The sequence below is a fragment of the Paraferrimonas sp. SM1919 genome (assembly GCF_010993985.1).
Taxonomy (GTDB): domain Bacteria; phylum Pseudomonadota; class Gammaproteobacteria; order Enterobacterales; family Shewanellaceae; genus SM1919.
Window position 1 is genome coordinate 1 of the sequence record NZ_WINH01000020.1, and the last position, 17,778, is coordinate 17,778.

Sequence of the window (17,778 nt, forward strand, 5' to 3'; positions counted from 1 at the left end):
GAACACTAAAGTACATTGAGAAAATCGTTTTGTTGATTTTCAAATGCCTGTGAGTGCCCACACAGATTACTTGATTATATTGTTAAAGAACGTTTGACCGTGTCGGTCAGGGCTGTGCATTTTACAGCATCGAAACCCTTCGTCAAGTGCTTTTTAAAATGTTTTTTCAAACGTTTTAAACAAGCTTTTATTTGACTCTGAGATAAACCTTATTTGGCTTGGTTATTGGTGTTTAGCACCGCTCCCCGTCTCAGTGGTTGCGCATTATAGAGAGGTTTAGGATTAGCGCAAGGACTTTTTGTCAAATAAACTTAAATCACCAATTAAACGTGATTGATCGCACGTTTAATTAGCATTTTGACTGTTTTATAGCCCTTTAGCGGCCAAGCTCTTTATTTAATAAGTTTTCTATTTCGTCTGTTGTCGGCATTTGCTCTCGCCATAACTCAAAACTATAGGCCGCTTGGTTAATCAGCATGCCCAAGCCATCAATGGTTTGCATACCATGAGTTTTAGCCCAAGCATTAAATGGCGTGGCTTCTTTGGAGTACATCATGTCATAACACACCGTTTTTGCATTAAAGCTTGCTTCAGGTAACTCTATTGCTTGGCCACTCAAACTGGCTGCGGTCGAGTTGATTACCACATCATAGGCTGTATCTAACTCATCAATCGTTTTCACATCAATAGAAAATAGCGCTTTAAACTGATCAGCCAATGCCATTGCTTTCTCTTGGGTTCGATTCACAATCGTAATGCTGGCCGGTTTTTGGTTGATCAGTGGTAACAACACCCCTTTGGCTGCACCACCAGCACCCAGTAGCAGAATATGTTTACCTGCTAATTGAACCTTGGATTTGGTTAGATCGCTAACTAAGCCTAAGCCGTCGGTATTATGGCCATATAAACTACCATCGGCTTTAACCATAATAGTATTAACCGCACCTGCTTGTTGTGCTTCAGGACTAAGGTCATCACACAGTAAAAAGGCTTGCTCTTTGAAAGGTACGGTAATATTGGCACCTTGTCCGCCTGCTTCAATAAATTCACTTAGGCTCTGCTCAAAACCATCGATTGGTGCTAGGATCGCTTCATATTGCATAGCTTGATTAGTTTGCTTAGCAAATTGTGTATGGATTACTGGAGATTTGCTTTGTTTAATCGGGTTGCCAAATACTGCGTACTTATCCATTGGAGTTCCTAGTTTTATGCTGAGTAAATTTACTGGCTTATTTAAGAAAAACAAAGTTACCCTAAGTTCAGATCAACACCAAGATAAAGATAGCCTTTATTACCTAATTGGCGGCGATATAGTAGTGAAAGCTTTATGTAAGCAATTTTATGTGCAAATGCGAAGCAATGCAGAAGCTAAGCATTTATTGGATATCCACCCACAACCAATGGATAGAGCAGAAGAACGCCTTTATATGTTTTTATCTGGTTGGCTTGGCGGTCCTCAGCTTTATACTGATAAGTTTGGTCACCCAATGTTACGCATGCGCCATATGCACTTTAATGTCGATGCCGCTTCAGTAGAACAATGGCTGATGTGTATGTCTCGTGCGCTAGATATGGAAGTCGAACAGATAAGTCATCGACGCATAATAATGAAAAAGCTCACACCATTAGCTCAGCATATGCAAAATTGCTAATGGTTCATTTATCAATATAAACAACACACCTAAATAAACGTGCTTTTTTCCATTGCTAAAACCTATGATTAAGTCAGGCTAACTTAATCAAACTTTATATTTGCTAGGGTCTATTGCCCGTCGCACCTTCTTAAGGAGCACATGTTCGGGCAACAGCTCTCTTCCCTCAGCAAATGTCCTTTCCCTGTTCACGGCATTCCTTGCCATGCTTTGTGCACAAAAGGTGAAGCATGTGGTTGGCTTCATGTGTCACCCTTTGCATTAACTAAGTTCAGCATAGCGAGTTTGTTGCAGATAAAACTTGATCTAAAACAAAGCATTGGTTCGATCTAGCGCACAACTCACTATGGCTTGGTTTATATCAAGTTCCGCTGAAATTGAATCATACCACCTTGATATTCCTGCCTTTGCCATACTGAAGCTACAAAAAAAGCGCTCAATTGAGCGCTCTGTTAAAATAAGTCGTTAGTTATTTAACCCTAACCAGTCCTGAGGTTTCAGATATCTGTCATAGAGTTTGTATTCCACCGAGTCTTGTTCTGGAGTGTAGTTATACTGCCAGCGCACTAAAGGTGGCATCGACATTAAAATAGATTCGGTACGACCACCGGTTTGTAAGCCAAATAGCGTACCGCGGTCGAACACTAGGTTAAATTCAACATAACGACCACGGCGGTATAGCTGGAACTGACGCTGATGATCATTAGTTGGTGTGCTTTTACGCTTTTCAACAATAGGTAAATAAGCAGGCACAAACCCATTACCAACGGCGCGCATAAATTCAAAACTCTTGTCGAAGCCCCATTCATTTAGATCATCAAAGAATAGACCACCGACACCACGGGTTTCATCACGGTGTTTTAGATAAAAATATTCATCACACCACTTTTTATATTTAGGGTAAACCTCTTCACCAAAGGGCATGCATAAATCATAGGCGGTTTGGTGCCAATATTTCACATCTTCTTCAACAGGGTAGTATGGCGTTAAATCAAAACCGCCTCCAAACCACCAAACTGGGTCTTCACCGTCTTTTTCAGCAATAAAAAAACGTACGTTAGCGTGAGAGGTTGGAACATTAGGGTTTTTAGGGTGAATCACTAAAGACACTCCCATCGCTTCAAAGCTGCGACCGGCGAGTTCAGGACGATGCGCCGTAGCTGAAGCAGGCATTTCCTCCCCCATTACATGGGAAAAGTTTACCCCAGCTGACTCGAACACATCACCCTGGCTCAAGACTCTTGATTGGCCACCACCGCCCTCTTCTCGCTGCCAAGAATCAAACTTAAAACGTGCTGTTGTTTCTTGTGATTCTAATGCCTGACAAATCTGATTTTGCAGTTCCAGTAAATAGGACTTTACTTGGGTAACACTTGGGCGTTGGCTCATTATTGTTATTTTCCGATATCTTAATTTGGGTGAACTATGCTGATCGATTGGAGGAATTATCCTTAAAATGCCGTGAAAGGCAACCTAGATCACCCCAATGTATTAGCGATACTGCTGTCCGGTTATAGCATCAAATATGGGGCTCGCTGATTTTGCTCCTTGAATATCACCCTCAACTACTGCAGAAACTTTATCACCAAAAACCTTTTTTACCTCTGTGGCATTGATACATGGTTGCTCTCCTGCCAAGTTTGCACTAGTTGATACAATAGGTTTGCCTAAAAAGTGGCATAGTTGACGTAAGTACTCAAATCCTGGCACCCTTGCGGCAATGGTATTGAATTCTCCGCTTAGCATTGGCTGCACTCTATCTGACTTGGGTAAAACCCAAGTATGCTGACCTGGCCACTTGCTTAGCACCAGTGCTTTTTTATCCGCGAGTGCTAGCTCATCGATGTAGGGAAGCAATTGCTCATAGCTGGCGGCAATGACTAATACACCTTTAGCAGGATCTCTTTGTTTCAACTCTATCAGCTTTTGTAATGCTTGGAGGTTATCCGGATCGCAGCCCAAGCCATACATTGCCTCTGTTGGATAAGCAATGATTCCACCACGATTAAATTGATTTAAAAGTTCTTGACTAAACATGATTACTTTCCTTGGTAACTTGTAACTTGCAAGTCTAGCAATTAAGGTTGGATAGCTTAATTACTTTAGTTTTTTTTATGATGTTAGAGCTAACATTCAGACTTAATGTAAAGCTCTATATAATATGCGCAAAATTTGGCGATAGCGAACTATCTCTAATAAACAACTATATAAGGCATATTCAATGAAAGTTGGAATTATTATGGGCTCAAAATCTGATTGGCCCACCATGGTGCATGCAGCAGACATGCTTGACTCTCTTGGTGTTGCTTACGAAACAAAGGTGGTTTCAGCCCATAGAACCCCACATTTATTAGCGCAATACGCTGAATCTGCCCGTGACCGTGGAATTAAAGTGATCATTGCTGGTGCCGGCGGTGCCGCCCATCTTCCAGGCATGACCGCTGCGTACACGCCTTTGCCAGTTCTTGGTGTGCCTGTGCAATCTAAGGCGCTTAGCGGACAGGACTCATTATTATCAATAGTACAAATGCCTAAAGGTATTGCTGTAGGAACCTTAGCCATTGGTACCGCAGGGGCCGCTAACGCAGGTCTATTAGCCGCTCAAATTCTAGCGACCACTGACGATAAGATTGCGACAGCTATTGATGCTTTTAGAGACGAGCAAACCAATAGCATTTTAAGTCATCCAAATCCTGCGGAGTAATAACATGACGCACAACATCCTAGTATTAGGTGCGGGTCAACTTGCCAGAATGATGGCTTTAGAAGCTTTACCATTAAATCTTAATGTCAGAGCTTTCGATGTTCGTAGCAACCAAGTGGTTAACCCCTTAGCCACCGGCCAAACATTTGGTGATCTTCACGCTGGGATTGAATTTGCGGATGTTATTACTGCCGAGTTTGAGCATATTAGCGACGATGTCCTTAAGGTTTGCCAGGCGTCTGGCAAGCTCAAACCCACTAGCACCGCCATCAAAACCGGTGGTGACAGACGCATAGAAAAGGCCGCGCTTGAGCAGTGTGGTGTTGCCAATGCTAAGCATCATATTGTTCAAACCCAACAGGACTTTGAAGATGCTATTGCTAAGTTATCGCTGCCGATTATCTTTAAAAGCGCCCTCGATGGATACGATGGTAAGGGCCAATGGCGCTTAAAGTCTATGGATAATGCCCAAGCTATCTGGGCAGAGATGGCTGAGTTCATTGCCACTGGCAACGATCGTAATCAAGGCATTGTCGCCGAACAAATGGTGCCTTTTGACCGTGAAGTGTCTTTAATCGGTGTCAGAACGGCTAAAGGTGAAACCTTAATTTATCCCTTAACCGAGAATCACCACAGTAATGGTATTTTAAGTTTATCCATTGCCCAGCAGCCACAACCCAAGCTGGCCGCTCAAGCTAAAGACATTTTTGATAAGCTGGCCGACACCCTTGAATATGTGGGTGTGCTCGCGGTTGAGTTATTCCAAGTTGGTGACCACCTACTCGTGAACGAGATTGCTCCAAGGGTCCATAATTCAGGCCATTGGACCCAACAAGGTGCCGATACCAGCCAGTTTAATAATCATATTCGTGCCGTGGCTGGTTTAGCTTTAGGGGATACCAACCTAACTCGCCCAACTGCCATGATCAACATTATTGGTACCGATGATGTTGACCCAGCTATCTTACAAATTGCTGGGGTACATATTCATTGGTATGGTAAAGAAGCACGCCCAGGCAGAAAAATGGGGCATATCAATGTTTGTAGTGACCGATTTGAGACGCTACCAGCGAAACTCAAACAAGTTGCTAGCATGCTTAGTGACAGTGATTTTGCCGACGTTAAAGCGCTAATTAGCGCACTTTAATTTCCCTGTTGCCACTATCATTGCGGTGAATGTACTTCACCGCATTTTTTATTGGCGCAGATAACCTTAGTGCCCCTTGCGGTTTTCTTTTCTATGGCTACCGGCCATTTACAGGCTGGGCAATCTAAAGCAATAGGTTTGTCATTTAGAACATACTTACACTTAGGATAAGCATCACAAGAATAAAAGATTTTACCATAACGGCTGGTGCGACTGGTCAACTTGCCTTTTTTACACTGTGGACAATCAATTCCAGCGACTTGTTCTTTTGGTTGATTAGGATTTTCATGATAGTCGCAGTCTGGGAATTTGCTACAGCCAATAAACATGCCATATCTGCCTGTCTTCACCTGCAATACACTTTGACACTTAGGGCAACTGGAACCATCAATGGTTTGCGCTGCCATTTCGGATACTTGAGTCAGTGCTTTTGCGTACTCACAACTTGGATAGTTATCACAACCCAGAAATGGACCGCGTTTTGATGAACGGATAGATAAACTGCCACCACACTCAGGACAAACTTCCTGTTGCAAGCTGTGTTTATTAAAAATTGAGGTATCAATTTTGCTCATGTAAAGCTGTCCAAAAGTATAATTTAAAGCTTATTTTACCTTTAGATAGCTTATTGTACGAGCTTTACTCTCAGAAAAGCGAATAATACAGTATTATTTATTGCAGTCGGTCTAATTCTGGCTGCTCGAACAATAGGTCTTCCATATGCGCATAGGCAACCTCATTGTCAGGTGCATTAAACAACACCATTAGAACCACCCACTTAAGATCTTCAATATCAAGCCGCGTTTCTTCTAGCGCCATGACTCTTTCGATGACCATTTCTCTAGTTTCGAAATTTAAAATCCCAGCCTGCTCTAAAAAAAGCAATAAACCACGGCAATCGGCATCTAAATGACGCATTTCATCATCGGTATAAATGCGCATAGAATGATTGTGGGCTCTGGTTACTGAAGTGGCTTCTTTACCCTCTTGTAGTTCGGCCAATTTTTCTAACCAAGACAAAGCTTTGATAATATCAACTTGATGAAAACCAGCGCGATGTAGCTCTTCAGTAAGTTCGTCATGATCCAGTGTTAACTCAAACTCACTGTGTACCATGTTTTCAAATAAATACATCAGGATATCAAACATATTTTAGCCCCTCCTAATGCGAACATAGCCGCCTGCTGTGGTTGCCACCCAACCCTCTAATTCTAGAGTCATTAGTTGGCCGATGACCTCTTCAAATGACGCTCCAGTTGATGAAACAATCTCGTCAATTGTAGTGACTTCATAACCTACATTACTCAACACTTTAGCAAATGGCAACTCATGTTTTTTAACATCTGTTACCTTTTGGTTAAGCAGCTCTTGGTCGAGATTGAGTTCTTCAAGTATTTGACTAGCATCTGTGACTAAAACGGCTCCCTGACGAATCAAATAATGACAGCCCTCGACATACTTATTATGAATAGAGCCTGGAATTGCCATAACTTGTCGGCCTTGTTCATTGGCAAGCCGGGCAGTGATTAAGGTTCCACTTTTTGTTTGAGCTTCAACCACCACAACCCCACAACTTAACCCACTGATGATTCGGTTCCTCTTAGGAAAGTTATACGCATTTGGTGGACAATTAGGCCACTGCTCACTAATTAGACAGCCTCCTGATGAAATAATTTCATTCGCCAGATTAATATTCCCCTTAGGGTAGATATGCTCTAAACCAGAACCTAAAACGGCCACAGTTACTCCTTTAGCATTAATTGCTCCTTGATGAGCACAAGCGTCAATACCCGCCGCTAACCCACTAACGATTACCACCCCGCTGCTGGCCAACTGCCTAGTAAGATCTATGGTATGTTGCTTAGCCGAGGTGGTTCCTTGTCTTGCACCAACAAAAGCGACATGAGGAAATTGCTGATCGGGTAATTTTCCCTTTATAAACAGTACAGGCGGCGGATCGGCAATATTTTTTAGTGCCTTAGGATATCGATTATCTTCAATATCAATTATATGATTAACTTCTGCAGCTTGCTCCCATTGCAAAGCTTGTTCAATCATTATTTGATGCTGTTCACTTAGGCCTGCTGCCCGTCCACTTGCCACCTTGTTTTGATAAAATTGATAGATTTGTTCTAGTTTTGCCTGCTGCAGTAATTGGGCTAATTTAAATTCACTTAACCGTGGCCATAGCCTTAAATTGAGCGCATACCAAAGTGGACTTTTCATTTCACAAGCCTAGAAAATGTTTCATTGGCATGTGCTAACTTATCGCCGGCTCTGATTGGCATACCTGCTTGCAGTACTATCACCATAGAAACATTATCAAAAGCACGTAGGACCATTATTATTGCAATCGGCTCTGCTGGCATAACTTTGCCTTTGTTCAATGAATCCGAGAGCAGCCTTTGATAGCTGCTTTGATTGATATGTGAAATAGGCTCACCGGTATTGCTGGTGATTATTCTGCTACCTTGTCGTTTTACTGTAAAAATCGCGCCTGATTTCAATTGTTGATTGCTGCCAGCATTGATATAAGAGATGTCGTATTTTCCCGCTTCTCTAATGTTACCAAGATGACCTAACACCTTTAGCCCATCATGGTTGCTGTAATAGGGTTGAAAAGCCAATGGCCAAGCATGATATTGTTCTAGCGGCAGTAGCACAGCTCCCGAGCTAAATTCCTGATAAACCGAAGTGACTTGCAATGTATTGAATTTATCAATTGCAACAGCTTTTGCTGTAGCAGCAAGTGCTAGCTCAACGCCGATTTGTTCACCGTTATTGGTAAACACCTTTTGGGGGTGATAAATCCCATAATTGTTACCCATCACCAATTTTCCATCAGCGTAAAGCAAATCACCTTGGTAATAATGTTTCGCTAATCTCTGGGCAGCGAGCACGACTGTGGTTTGTTGGTCGAGCTGTTTAGGCAGCACGACGATATTGTGATTGATGTAAGGAGCCAATTGCTCAAGACTGAATGCTGAAATAGGGCTTGGTTTATGTTTCTTTTTAATAGCAGGCGATAAGGCTCTAAATCTTTTTGACTTCTGTAATCTTGGCTGACCATTAATCAATGTAAGCGTTAACACATCGCCAGGGAAGATCAAGTGAGGGTTGGCAATATGCGGGTTATCTCCCCAAAGCTCAGGCCACCGCCAAGGGTCATTTAAATAAAGCGTTGCGATATCCCAAAGGGTGTCCCCTGACACCACAACATATTGATCGGGTGCTTGATTTTTTATTTGTAAGCCTTTCACGTTGAAGCTCAATATCAGGCTTAGAAGTAAAACACGAGTTACTAGCATGGTACCTCCAACTATTTCCTTGCTAGGCCTGATTAAAGATAGTCAAAGTTAATCTAAAATGTATCTATATATTTAAGCGAGCGGTTTATTCACATATACGCAGCTAATGACTATGATTTCATTGTGGGAAAGATTAAAATTAATTCAAACCCCGCCTTTTTGGCGCAAGTTAATAATATTTTAGAGAGTTTCACATGGCGATTTTAGAAGTACTGCGTTTTCCCGATGAGCGATTAAGAACAAAAGCACAGCCTGTAACTGAGTTTAATGATGAGATTAAGACTCTGGTGAAAGACATGCTTGATACCATGTATGAAGAAAAAGGTATTGGTTTGGCAGCAACCCAGGTCAATGTCCACCAACAAGTAGTGGTGATGGATCACTCTGAAGATCGCAATGAGCCAATGGTATTTATCAACCCAGAGTTAACCGATAAAACTGGCAAATTCAAAAACGAAGAAGGCTGTCTATCCGTTCCAGGCATCTATGAGAAAGTAGAGCGCTGGGAAACCGTTACGATTAAATACTTTGATGAGCATGGTGAGCAGCATGAAAAGCCTGCAGATGAATTACTATCTATCTGTATCCAACATGAAATGGATCATCTAGAGGGTATTTTGTTCATCGACCATTTATCACCGCTTAAACGCCAGCGTGCTAAAGCCAAGCTTGAAAAAATGGCCCGTCAAGCCGCCAAACACGGGTAAACAACATTGAGTTTAAATATCGTATTTGCTGGGACTCCTGAATTTGCTGCTGATCACCTGCAAGCACTATTAAATAGTGAGCACAATGTTGTAGCAGTATATAGCCAGCCTGACCGTCCAGCTGGTCGCGGAAAAAAGCTGCAAGCCAGTGCTGTTAAAGCGCTAGCTCTCAAACATGAGCTGCCAATTTACCAACCAACAAGCCTCCGCTCTGCCGATGCTCAGGCTGAGTTAGCGGCATTAAATGCCGATGTCATGGTCGTGGTTGCCTATGGTCTAATTTTGCCGATTGAGGTACTAGAAACGCCAAAACTTGGCTGCCTAAACGTACACGGTTCAATTTTGCCAAAATGGCGTGGTGCGGCACCGATCCAGCGTTCCATTTGGGCTGGCGATCAAGAGACGGGTGTTACCATTATGCAAATGGATGTCGGTCTTGATACTGGCGACATGCTGTTAATTGAAAAGTGTGCCATTGAAGATACTGACACCAGTGCTTCTTTATACACTAAGCTTGCAGCCATTGGCCCCAAAGCACTAATAGACTGCTTAGCTAAGCTTGAAGCGGGTAAACTGACTCCTGAAAAACAGGACGATAACCTAGCCAACTACGCTGAAAAGCTATCAAAAGAAGAAGCTAAGTTAGACTGGAGCAAAGACGCCAAAGCACTAAATCGTGAAGTACGCGCCTTTAATCCATGGCCTATCAGCCACTTCGCCCTTGAAGGAAACAGCATTAAAGTACACCAGGCGGTAGCAATAGATTGCCAGCAAGGCCAAGTTGGCGAAATCATTAGTGCAGATAAAAGCGGCCTAGTAGTCCGTTGTGGCGAAGGCGCCCTGCGTATTGAATCTCTGCAATTACCTGGTAAACGTCGTTTAGACGCTGGTGATGTGATTAACGCTCGTAAAGACTGGTTCACCCCAGGCACTATCTTGGAGCAATAAGCTTGAAATCAATGAATGTTCGCGCCCTTGCCGCCAAAGTTTGTTTTGCCGTAATTGACCAAGGTCAGTCACTGACAGCCGAATTGCCCAAGGCCCAAGCCAAGCTAAACTCAGCCAAAGACAAAGGTTTATTAGCCGAGCTTTGTTACGGAGTAATGCGTCAGTTAGTGCAACTGGATGATTGTATTCGTGGTCGCTTAAGCAAAGCCTTAACCGGCAAAAAACGTGTGGTGCACCATGCACTTATGGTTGGGGTATATCAGTTATATTTTACTCGTATCCCTGCCCATGCTGCGGTTGCCGAAACCGTTGAAGCTGTGCGCCAATTGCGCCACCCAAGCCTAACTAAGTTGTGTAATGGCGTATTGCGTACGCTTGATCGCGAACGCCCAGAACTCCAGACCAGTCATGATACGTTGACTTATAACCATCCCGGCTGGTTTATCAAGAAGGTGCAGACCGCATATCCAGATAAGTGGCAATCCATTTTGGATGCCAATAATCAAAAAGCACCAATGTGGTTACGTGCTTCACGCCTGCACAACAGCCGTGATCAGTACTTACAGCTTCTGTCTGAACAAGACATTGCTGCCACTGCTGGCAATGGCAGCGATGCCATTTTGCTTGAGCAAGCCACTACGGTTGAGCGTTTACCAGGTTTTGATAAAGGCTGGGCATCCGTGCAAGACATCGCCGCCCAAGCTTCTGCGGATATATTAGACCCACAGCCAGGCGAGCGTGTACTAGATGCCTGCGCCGCCCCTGGGGGCAAGACTTGTCACCTGCTAGAGGTACAACCCCAGCTTAAAGAGCTGATCGCCATTGATGCCGATGCCACTCGCCTAAGCCGCATTGAAGATAACCTGCAACGGTTAAACTTAACGGCTAAAGTTGTGCATGCTGATGCCACCGACTTAAGCGCTGTTGCTGCGGGTGAGCAGTTTGACCGTATTCTTTTAGATGCACCTTGTTCAGCAACTGGAGTGATTCGTCGCCACCCTGATATTAAATGGTTACGCCGCGCTGATGACATCGCTAAATTGGTTCAATTACAGTCAAAAATATTCGATGAATGCTGGCAATGGTTAAAGCCTGGTGGCACTCTAGTATATGCGACTTGCTCTATCTTGCCTGAAGAAAATAGCGAGCAAGTACAGGCATTTATAGAACGCCACCAAGATGCTAAGCTAGTACCAATTAGCCAAAGCAAAGATGATATTGGTTGGCAAAGGTTACCCAACCAGGACGGTGGTGACGGCTTCTACTACGCTAAGTTAGTAAAGCAATAATATTTAGGGTCTGTTGGCCTTTGCTCTTTAGTTAAAAGGAATACGGCAGCGAGTGAAGCGTGTTGGTTCCACTGTAATGAGCGAAATTGCTAACACGCTGTCCGCAGGTTCACATAAAGTAAACATGAAAGGTCAACAGACCCAAGTAACAAGAATAACAGTAGGATACAGATGAAAATCATCATTTTGGGTGCAGGACAAGTTGGTGGCACACTCGCGGAAAACCTTGTTGGCGAGAACAACGACATCACCATTGTCGATTCTAATATCGAACGCCTACGTTATTTACAAGATAAATTCGATTTAAGGGTCGTTGCTGGCCATGCGGCGCACCCGCAAGTCCTTGCCGATGCCGGTGCCGAAGATGCCGATATGCTGATTGCGGTCACCAACTCTGACGAGTGTAATATGGCTGCTTGCCATGTCGCCTACACCATGTTTGGCACGCCAACCAAAATTGCTCGAATTCGTTCTGAGCAATATCTCGAAGTAAAAGATCAACTTTTTATCAACTCTGAAAGCAAACAAGAAGGCAACCAAAGAGGCGGCTTTGTCATCGATGAGATGATCTCTCCAGAGCACTTGGTGACTAACTACATTAAGCGCCTGATCACCTATCCGGGTGCACTACAGGTTTTAGAATTTGCCGAAGGCAAGGTGTCACTGGTTGCGATGCGCGCCTATTATGGTGGTCCACTTGTCGGTCATGCACTGTCTACCCTACGGGAGCATATGCCTAATATTGATACTCGGGTCGCTGCCATTTTCCGTCAGGGAAGAGCTATTATGCCTCGGGGTACCACCGTTATTGAAGCCGACGATGAAGTGTTTTTCATTGCCGATAGCCGCCACATCCGTCAGGTTATGTCTGAAATGCAGAAGTTAGACAGTTCTAACCGTAACATTATGATTGCTGGTGGTGGTAATATTGGCTATGGTTTAGCGCAGCGTTTAGAGGGAAATCATCAAGTTAAAATTATTGAGCGCAATCCTAACCGAGCGCACGCCCTTTCTGAAAAGCTCAGTGATACAACTGTTTTTGCTGGTGATGCTTCAGATCATGAACTGTTACAAGAAGAGCATATTGACCAAGTAGATGTATTCGTTGCAGTGACCAATGACGACGAAGCCAACATTATGTCAGCCTTGCTTGCTAAACGCTTAGGCGCCAAGAAAGTAATGGTGCTAATTCAACGGGAAGCTTACGTAGATTTAGTGCAAGATGCCAACATCGATATCGCCATATCACCTCAAAATGCGACTATTTCAGCATTGTTAACCCATATTCGCCAAGGTGATATTTGCAATGTGTACTCATTACGCCGCGGGGCAGCAGAGGCTATTGAAGCCATTGCCCATGGCGATGCCAACAACTCAAAAGTCATTGGCAGACAGATTTCTGAAGTCGACTTGCCACCGGGGACTACCATTGGCGCCATTGTTCGTGATGATGAGGTGCTAATTGCCCATGATAGAACAATAATTGAAGAAGGCGACCATGTAATCTTATTCTTAGTGAATAAGAAGAATATTGAAAAAGTTGAGCGGCTATTTCAGCCCAGCGCCTTCTTCTTTTGATCACATTTTAGGCGTTAAAAACTAGCAACAACGAACACTCTAAATTAGAATAAACTAATATATTATTTTTAATCTGGTGACCCATGGATAATTTAACCATTGATGCAATGCTAGATAATGCTGGCTTAGCTTCCAAATTACTTAAGGCTATGGCCAATCCATATCGCCTTGTCTTGTTGTGTCTGCTTCTGAAAAATGAAATGAGTGTTTCAAAACTCAATGATGAGGTTGATCTCAGTCAATCTGCTTTATCCCAACATCTCGCTGTTCTTCGAAAAGAAGGACTGGTTAGTACCCGCAAAGAAGCTCAGGTGGTTTATTACCAACTTGCCAGCCCTTTAGTTGTTGAGCTGATTTCGACTATGCATCAGCACTTTTGTGCAATGCCAACAACTGCTGAGTAAAGGATTGTACTTGTTGCCAGTCCGTAAATTCGTACCTTTTAGTAGCATCGGTTGGTCCTTTAGTCAGTTTCATAATGAACTGAATCATGAGTCGATCAAACAATCGGTAATCTGGATAATCAATTCGTCCAGCCATCACCCCATATAAATCCACTTTTGCAGGACACACTGCTTTAAACTTTTTTAGGTAAGGATTAGTTTCTGGTGTATTTTTATTGGCTTTTCTGGCGACCATATTCACCCCAAAAAAGCTCACTTTTTTATTGTCTAACAGGGTTTTATGCTGCTCAAAAAAGGCCATAACATTGGGTCGAAATTTACCATAACGAATACTGGCACCTACCACAATGGTATCGAATTGGTTTAAGTCAACGCTTGCTAACTGCTCAAGGGGCATCACAGTAGGTTGCAATTGCGGCTGCAACTGCTCGCACATATGACTTATGATGGTTTTAGTATGCCCATCTATAGTGGAGTATAAAATTAACATCGAATTCATTAGTTTTTCCAAAAAGCCGGGGTGAACAACACTAATAATGTGAAAATCTCTAAACGGCCAAATAGCATAGCAATCACGCAAATCCATTTAGCAGTATCATTAATGTCACCATAATGAGATGCAACATCAGCAAGCCCAGGCCCTAAGTTATTCAATGATGCGACAGTGGCACTAAATGCTGTTATATCATTCAATCCGGTCGCCATTAACCCAAGCATCACTATCACAAAGATTAACGCATACGCAGAAAAAAAGCCCCATACCGCATCTACAACTCTATCCGGTAGCGCCTTATCCCCAAGTCGAATAGCAAATAAAGCTCGGGGATGGACTAAGCGTTTTAATTCACGCATCCCTTGTAACATTAACAACAGAATACGAATGACTTTAATACCACCGCCAGTAGAGCCCGCACAGCCACCAATAAAACTCGAAAAAATTAACAAAAGAGGCAAAAATATAGGCCATGCCGAAAAATTATCTGTGGCAAACCCTGCAGTAGTGGAAATGGAAACCGCTTGAAATAAAGCCTGATCGAAGGCAACACCTGCATCGCTGTAATAATTTTGGGTATAGAGTGTGCCAAAACAAACCGCAACAAGAAGCAGCTGAACGACAAAAAAGAACTTTAACTCACTGTCTTTACCATAAATTTTGAGATTTACTTTGCGGCCCATAAAGGCAGCATAATGCAAACTGAAATTTACCGCTGATAGCAGTAAAAAAAACACACAAATCATATTGATGGTGCTGCTATTAAAGTGCCCCAAACTGGCGTCATAGGAAGAAAAGCCACCAATTGCAATCGTTGAAAATGCATGTCCAATGGCATCAAAACCATTCATTCCTGCCAGGTAGTAAGCCAGCGCACAAGCAATAGTTAACGTCAGATAGATATACCACAATGCTTTTGCTGTCTCTGCAATTCTTGGCGTCATCTTGGAGTCTTTCATTGGCCCTGGGGTTTCCGCTCGATACAACTGCATCCCCCCAACACCTAATATCGGCAAAATGGCTACCGCCAAGACAATGATCCCCATCCCGCCTAACCACTGCAGTAAATGCCGATAAAATAAAATGGATTTAGGTAACGCTTCTAAACCGACAATGACCGTCGCGCCGGTTGTCGTTAAAGCGGAAAAAGATTCAAAAATACTATCTGTAATACTTAAATGTGGATTTTCGGCTAAATAAAATGGCAGTGCCCCAATCGCCCCTAGAACAGTCCAAAAAAGTACAACAATAATGAAGCCTGAGCGAACTTTAAGTTCCTGCTTATATTTACGGTTTGGATACCACATAAACAAACCAATAATAATGCTTAAAGCAAATGCTTCTACAAATGCCCTACCACCGCCGTCTTTATATATGAGTGCGATTATTGCAGGTAAGAAGAACACCAAAGAGAACAAACCAACGAGTTGGCCGATGATGCGAATAATGGTTTTATATTGCATATACGCTTGTTTTTTTATCTATAAATGAAACTTTGCACAATTATTGTTCGTCGTCAAATGTTACTGACACTCTCCCCTGAGTGAGATTAGTCAGTTCCAATTCAAATCCACCACAATCCTTTGGAGTTAAGCCAAATCTAAGCTTAACTTGGTGCCCATAATCCTGACTAAGCAGTTCTGCATCAAACTGTTTAAAGAGATGTTGGACAGTTTTCACATCATCATAATCAACCACAATATCAGCATAGGCAAGTACCCGTACGCTTTCGGTTTTCAGGCGTGCTAAGGCTTGCTTAACGCCACCGCCATAAGCACGCACTAATCCGCCTACACCCAATTTTACGCCACCAGAGTAGCGAATGGTTACCGCCACCAAATAGCCGATGCCACTTCCTTGCAAACACGCTAACATTGGCCTACCAGCACTGCCGGAAGGTTCGCCATCATCACTGGCACCCATATGCATAGTACTGCCTGGTTTATCCGCTATAAATGCCCAACAATAATGCCGTGCGTCTGGATAAGCGAGACGCTGTTTAGCCAGCCAAGGCTTAACGTCTGCACTGTTGTTAATACGGTCGATAACGGTGATAAACCGGCTGCGCTTAATCGTTTCTTCAAAAACGACTTGCTCGGCCGGTACCTGATAACTATCCGTCATTTAACCCAAACTTGCGAGTTAAGTTTTGATGACCAGTTGCTGTTACCACAATATTATCTTCAATACGAATTCCACCAAAAGGCTTCAATAAGTCGACCTGTTGCCAATTAACGGCTTTTTTAGCATTCTCGCTCAAGCCGTTTAAAAGTGAATCGATAATGTATAATCCTGGCTCAATGGTGATCACTTGATTGGCTTGCAAAGTTCGTGAGCAACGCAAGAAAGGGTGATCATCCGGACTGCTGACAAAGGTACCTTTATCATCATGCAAAAAGCCGCCGGCATCATGCACCTGTAATCCCAACATATGACCCAAGCCATGTGGGAAAAAGGCCTTTGTTACGCCCAGCTCAATTAAGTCTTCAGGCTGACCTGTCGATAGCCCAAATTCTAGTAACATATTAGCAATACGTTGATGCATTTGTAGATGCAAATCGACAAAACTTACACCAGCTTTAATGCCCTGCATTAATTCAAGTTGTTGCTTATGCATCACTTCTATCATATCTTCAAAGGTGCCACTATCGTGGGCATAGGTCCGAGTAATATCTGCTGCATAACCGTTAAAGTTGGCACCAGCATCAATCAGAAATGAATGCAGTTTAGCCGGTACTTTTCGCTCTAAGGCCATATAATGTAAAATCGCACTATGTTCATTTAGTGCAATAATCGATGTATAAGGCACTTCATTTTCAGTGTGGTTGATCGCCGCCAGATATTGCTGATTGATTTCATATTCACTCGCACTTAGAAAAAATGCAGCGCTTGCAGCTTGATGCCCTTTAACCGCAATTTCATTGGCTTTTTCTAGACAGGCAATTTCATACTCTGACTTAGTAACCCGATGATAATGGAAATAATTCATCACATCTTCAGGGTTAAAATGTTTAAAACCAAGTAATCCAGCTACGTCAATATGTTCACCGATGTAGGCATAGTTTTCTAAATCGTAAGGTAAATAGCTTGAGATTTCTGTAGGGTTTTTTACAAAACTAATTTCAAAATGTTCGACCCAAAACGCCTCAGGCAACGATTCAACTTTATGCCAAAAGTCCACCGGTTGATAGAAGTACAATTTAGGCTTGCAATTAGGTTCAATGAGCAACCAGCAATGGGGATGATTGATCAGCGGCGCCCATGCCTTAAAGTGCGGATTACACTTAAACGGATAATCCATGTCATCTAAGAATTGACGGTGTGGCTGACCGGAATGGATCGCTAGCCCATCGAGACCAGCACGCTCAATTATTTGTTCTGCTTTTTGCTGTAATTGTTTTATATGCTGCCCATAGAGCTGCGCTAGATCTGCCATTTTCATCTCCTAATATCCTTTTTTTAAATTGTACCACAGGCTTAACAACAAACTCACCAAGGTAAAAAGTCAAACAAACGTTTAATTTATGTTGATCTGATTAACATTTACG

Annotated in this window: 19 protein-coding genes; 8 read left to right on the plus strand and 11 right to left on the minus strand. The window is 42.9% G+C overall.

The features are described 5' to 3' along the window. Nucleotides 1-376: 376 nt before the first annotated feature. Entirely contained in the window at nucleotides 377-1,192 is an 816-nt protein-coding gene (aroE, locus tag GFB48_RS12625) for a shikimate dehydrogenase (protein WP_163936250.1), read from the minus strand. Between the two features lie 16 nt (nucleotides 1,193-1,208). On the opposite strand from aroE, the gene GFB48_RS12630 reads away from it, so the two are divergent. Next, nucleotides 1,209-1,652, plus strand: coding sequence for a group II truncated hemoglobin (locus GFB48_RS12630; RefSeq protein ID WP_163936253.1), 444 nt, complete (start codon nucleotides 1,209-1,211; stop codon nucleotides 1,650-1,652). A 465-nt stretch (nucleotides 1,653-2,117) separates the two neighbouring features. On the opposite strand, the gene hemF is transcribed toward GFB48_RS12630, so the two are convergent. Continuing rightward, a complete protein-coding gene (gene hemF / locus GFB48_RS12635; RefSeq protein WP_163936256.1) occupies nucleotides 2,118-3,041 on the minus strand; it encodes an oxygen-dependent coproporphyrinogen oxidase in 924 nt (307 codons plus the stop codon). A gap of 102 nt (nucleotides 3,042-3,143) precedes the next feature. Further along, nucleotides 3,144-3,689: a Sua5/YciO/YrdC/YwlC family protein gene (locus GFB48_RS12640; protein WP_163936259.1), complete on the minus strand. Its 546-nt coding sequence runs from the start codon at nucleotides 3,687-3,689 to the stop codon at nucleotides 3,144-3,146. Between the two features lie 184 nt (nucleotides 3,690-3,873). Between GFB48_RS12640 and purE the strand changes: the two genes are divergently transcribed. Both purE and GFB48_RS12650 read left to right on the plus strand, forming a co-directional pair. Then, nucleotides 3,874-4,356, plus strand: coding sequence for a 5-(carboxyamino)imidazole ribonucleotide mutase (gene purE / locus GFB48_RS12645; RefSeq protein WP_163936262.1), 483 nt, complete (start codon nucleotides 3,874-3,876; stop codon nucleotides 4,354-4,356). A gap of 4 nt (nucleotides 4,357-4,360) precedes the next feature. Continuing rightward, complete coding sequence (locus GFB48_RS12650) at nucleotides 4,361-5,503, plus strand: 5-(carboxyamino)imidazole ribonucleotide synthase (protein ID WP_163936265.1); 1,143 nt, start codon at nucleotides 4,361-4,363, stop codon at nucleotides 5,501-5,503. Between the two features lie 17 nt (nucleotides 5,504-5,520). On the opposite strand, the gene GFB48_RS12655 is transcribed toward GFB48_RS12650, so the two are convergent. From GFB48_RS12655 to GFB48_RS12670, 4 genes are all read right to left on the minus strand, one after another. Continuing rightward, nucleotides 5,521-6,078 carry a type I DNA topoisomerase gene (locus tag GFB48_RS12655; RefSeq protein WP_163936268.1) on the minus strand — a complete coding sequence of 186 codons (558 nt, stop codon included), beginning with the start codon at nucleotides 6,076-6,078 and terminating at the stop codon, nucleotides 5,521-5,523. Between the two features lie 97 nt (nucleotides 6,079-6,175). Then, nucleotides 6,176-6,652, minus strand: a complete 477-nt coding sequence (locus tag GFB48_RS12660) for a DUF494 family protein (protein ID WP_163936271.1) — start codon at nucleotides 6,650-6,652, stop codon at nucleotides 6,176-6,178. Between the two features lie 3 nt (nucleotides 6,653-6,655). Beyond that, a complete protein-coding gene (dprA, locus tag GFB48_RS12665; RefSeq protein ID WP_163936274.1) occupies nucleotides 6,656-7,729 on the minus strand; it encodes a DNA-processing protein DprA in 1,074 nt (357 codons plus the stop codon). Then, the gene (locus GFB48_RS12670; RefSeq protein ID WP_163936275.1) at nucleotides 7,726-8,811 is read right to left on the minus strand and encodes a LysM peptidoglycan-binding domain-containing protein; all 1,086 of its coding nucleotides are present in this window, start codon (nucleotides 8,809-8,811) and stop codon (nucleotides 7,726-7,728) included. Before GFB48_RS12670 ends, dprA begins: the two co-directional genes overlap by 4 nt. A gap of 194 nt (nucleotides 8,812-9,005) precedes the next feature. Here GFB48_RS12670 and def point away from each other — a divergent pair, with 194 nt between their 5' ends. The 5 genes from def (at nucleotide 9,006) to GFB48_RS12695 (ending at nucleotide 13,737) form a co-directional block, all read left to right on the plus strand. Next, nucleotides 9,006-9,518: a peptide deformylase gene (def, locus tag GFB48_RS12675; RefSeq protein WP_163936278.1), complete on the plus strand. Its 513-nt coding sequence runs from the start codon at nucleotides 9,006-9,008 to the stop codon at nucleotides 9,516-9,518. 6 nt (nucleotides 9,519-9,524) lie between these two features. Beyond that, entirely contained in the window at nucleotides 9,525-10,466 is a 942-nt protein-coding gene (gene fmt / locus GFB48_RS12680; protein WP_163936281.1) for a methionyl-tRNA formyltransferase, read from the plus strand. An 11-nt stretch (nucleotides 10,467-10,477) separates the two neighbouring features. After that, on the plus strand, nucleotides 10,478-11,755 hold the full coding sequence (gene rsmB, locus GFB48_RS12685) for a 16S rRNA (cytosine(967)-C(5))-methyltransferase RsmB (RefSeq protein WP_163936430.1): 1,278 nt from the start codon (nucleotides 10,478-10,480) through the stop codon (nucleotides 11,753-11,755). 171 nt (nucleotides 11,756-11,926) lie between these two features. Further along, nucleotides 11,927-13,333, plus strand: coding sequence for a Trk system potassium transporter TrkA (trkA, locus tag GFB48_RS12690; RefSeq protein WP_163936283.1), 1,407 nt, complete (start codon nucleotides 11,927-11,929; stop codon nucleotides 13,331-13,333). A gap of 83 nt (nucleotides 13,334-13,416) precedes the next feature. Beyond that, on the plus strand, nucleotides 13,417-13,737 hold the full coding sequence (locus GFB48_RS12695; RefSeq protein ID WP_163936285.1) for a metalloregulator ArsR/SmtB family transcription factor: 321 nt from the start codon (nucleotides 13,417-13,419) through the stop codon (nucleotides 13,735-13,737). On the opposite strand, the gene hemG is transcribed toward GFB48_RS12695, so the two are convergent. From hemG to pepQ, 4 genes are read right to left on the minus strand one after another with little or no spacing between them, the layout of a single operon-like run. Continuing rightward, nucleotides 13,694-14,236, minus strand: coding sequence for a menaquinone-dependent protoporphyrinogen IX dehydrogenase (gene hemG / locus GFB48_RS12700; RefSeq protein ID WP_163936288.1), 543 nt, complete (start codon nucleotides 14,234-14,236; stop codon nucleotides 13,694-13,696). The two genes, GFB48_RS12695 and hemG, sit on opposite strands and share 44 nt — an antisense overlap. Next, nucleotides 14,236-15,693 carry a TrkH family potassium uptake protein gene (locus GFB48_RS12705; protein WP_163936290.1) on the minus strand — a complete coding sequence of 486 codons (1,458 nt, stop codon included), beginning with the start codon at nucleotides 15,691-15,693 and terminating at the stop codon, nucleotides 14,236-14,238. The genes hemG and GFB48_RS12705 overlap by 1 nt, the downstream gene beginning before the upstream one ends. A 40-nt stretch (nucleotides 15,694-15,733) precedes the next feature. Continuing rightward, nucleotides 15,734-16,354, minus strand: coding sequence for a YigZ family protein (locus GFB48_RS12710; RefSeq protein WP_163936293.1), 621 nt, complete (start codon nucleotides 16,352-16,354; stop codon nucleotides 15,734-15,736). Next, nucleotides 16,344-17,666, minus strand: a complete 1,323-nt coding sequence (pepQ, locus tag GFB48_RS12715) for a Xaa-Pro dipeptidase (RefSeq protein WP_163936295.1) — start codon at nucleotides 17,664-17,666, stop codon at nucleotides 16,344-16,346. Before pepQ ends, GFB48_RS12710 begins: the two co-directional genes overlap by 11 nt. Between the last annotated feature and the right edge of the window lie 112 nt (nucleotides 17,667-17,778).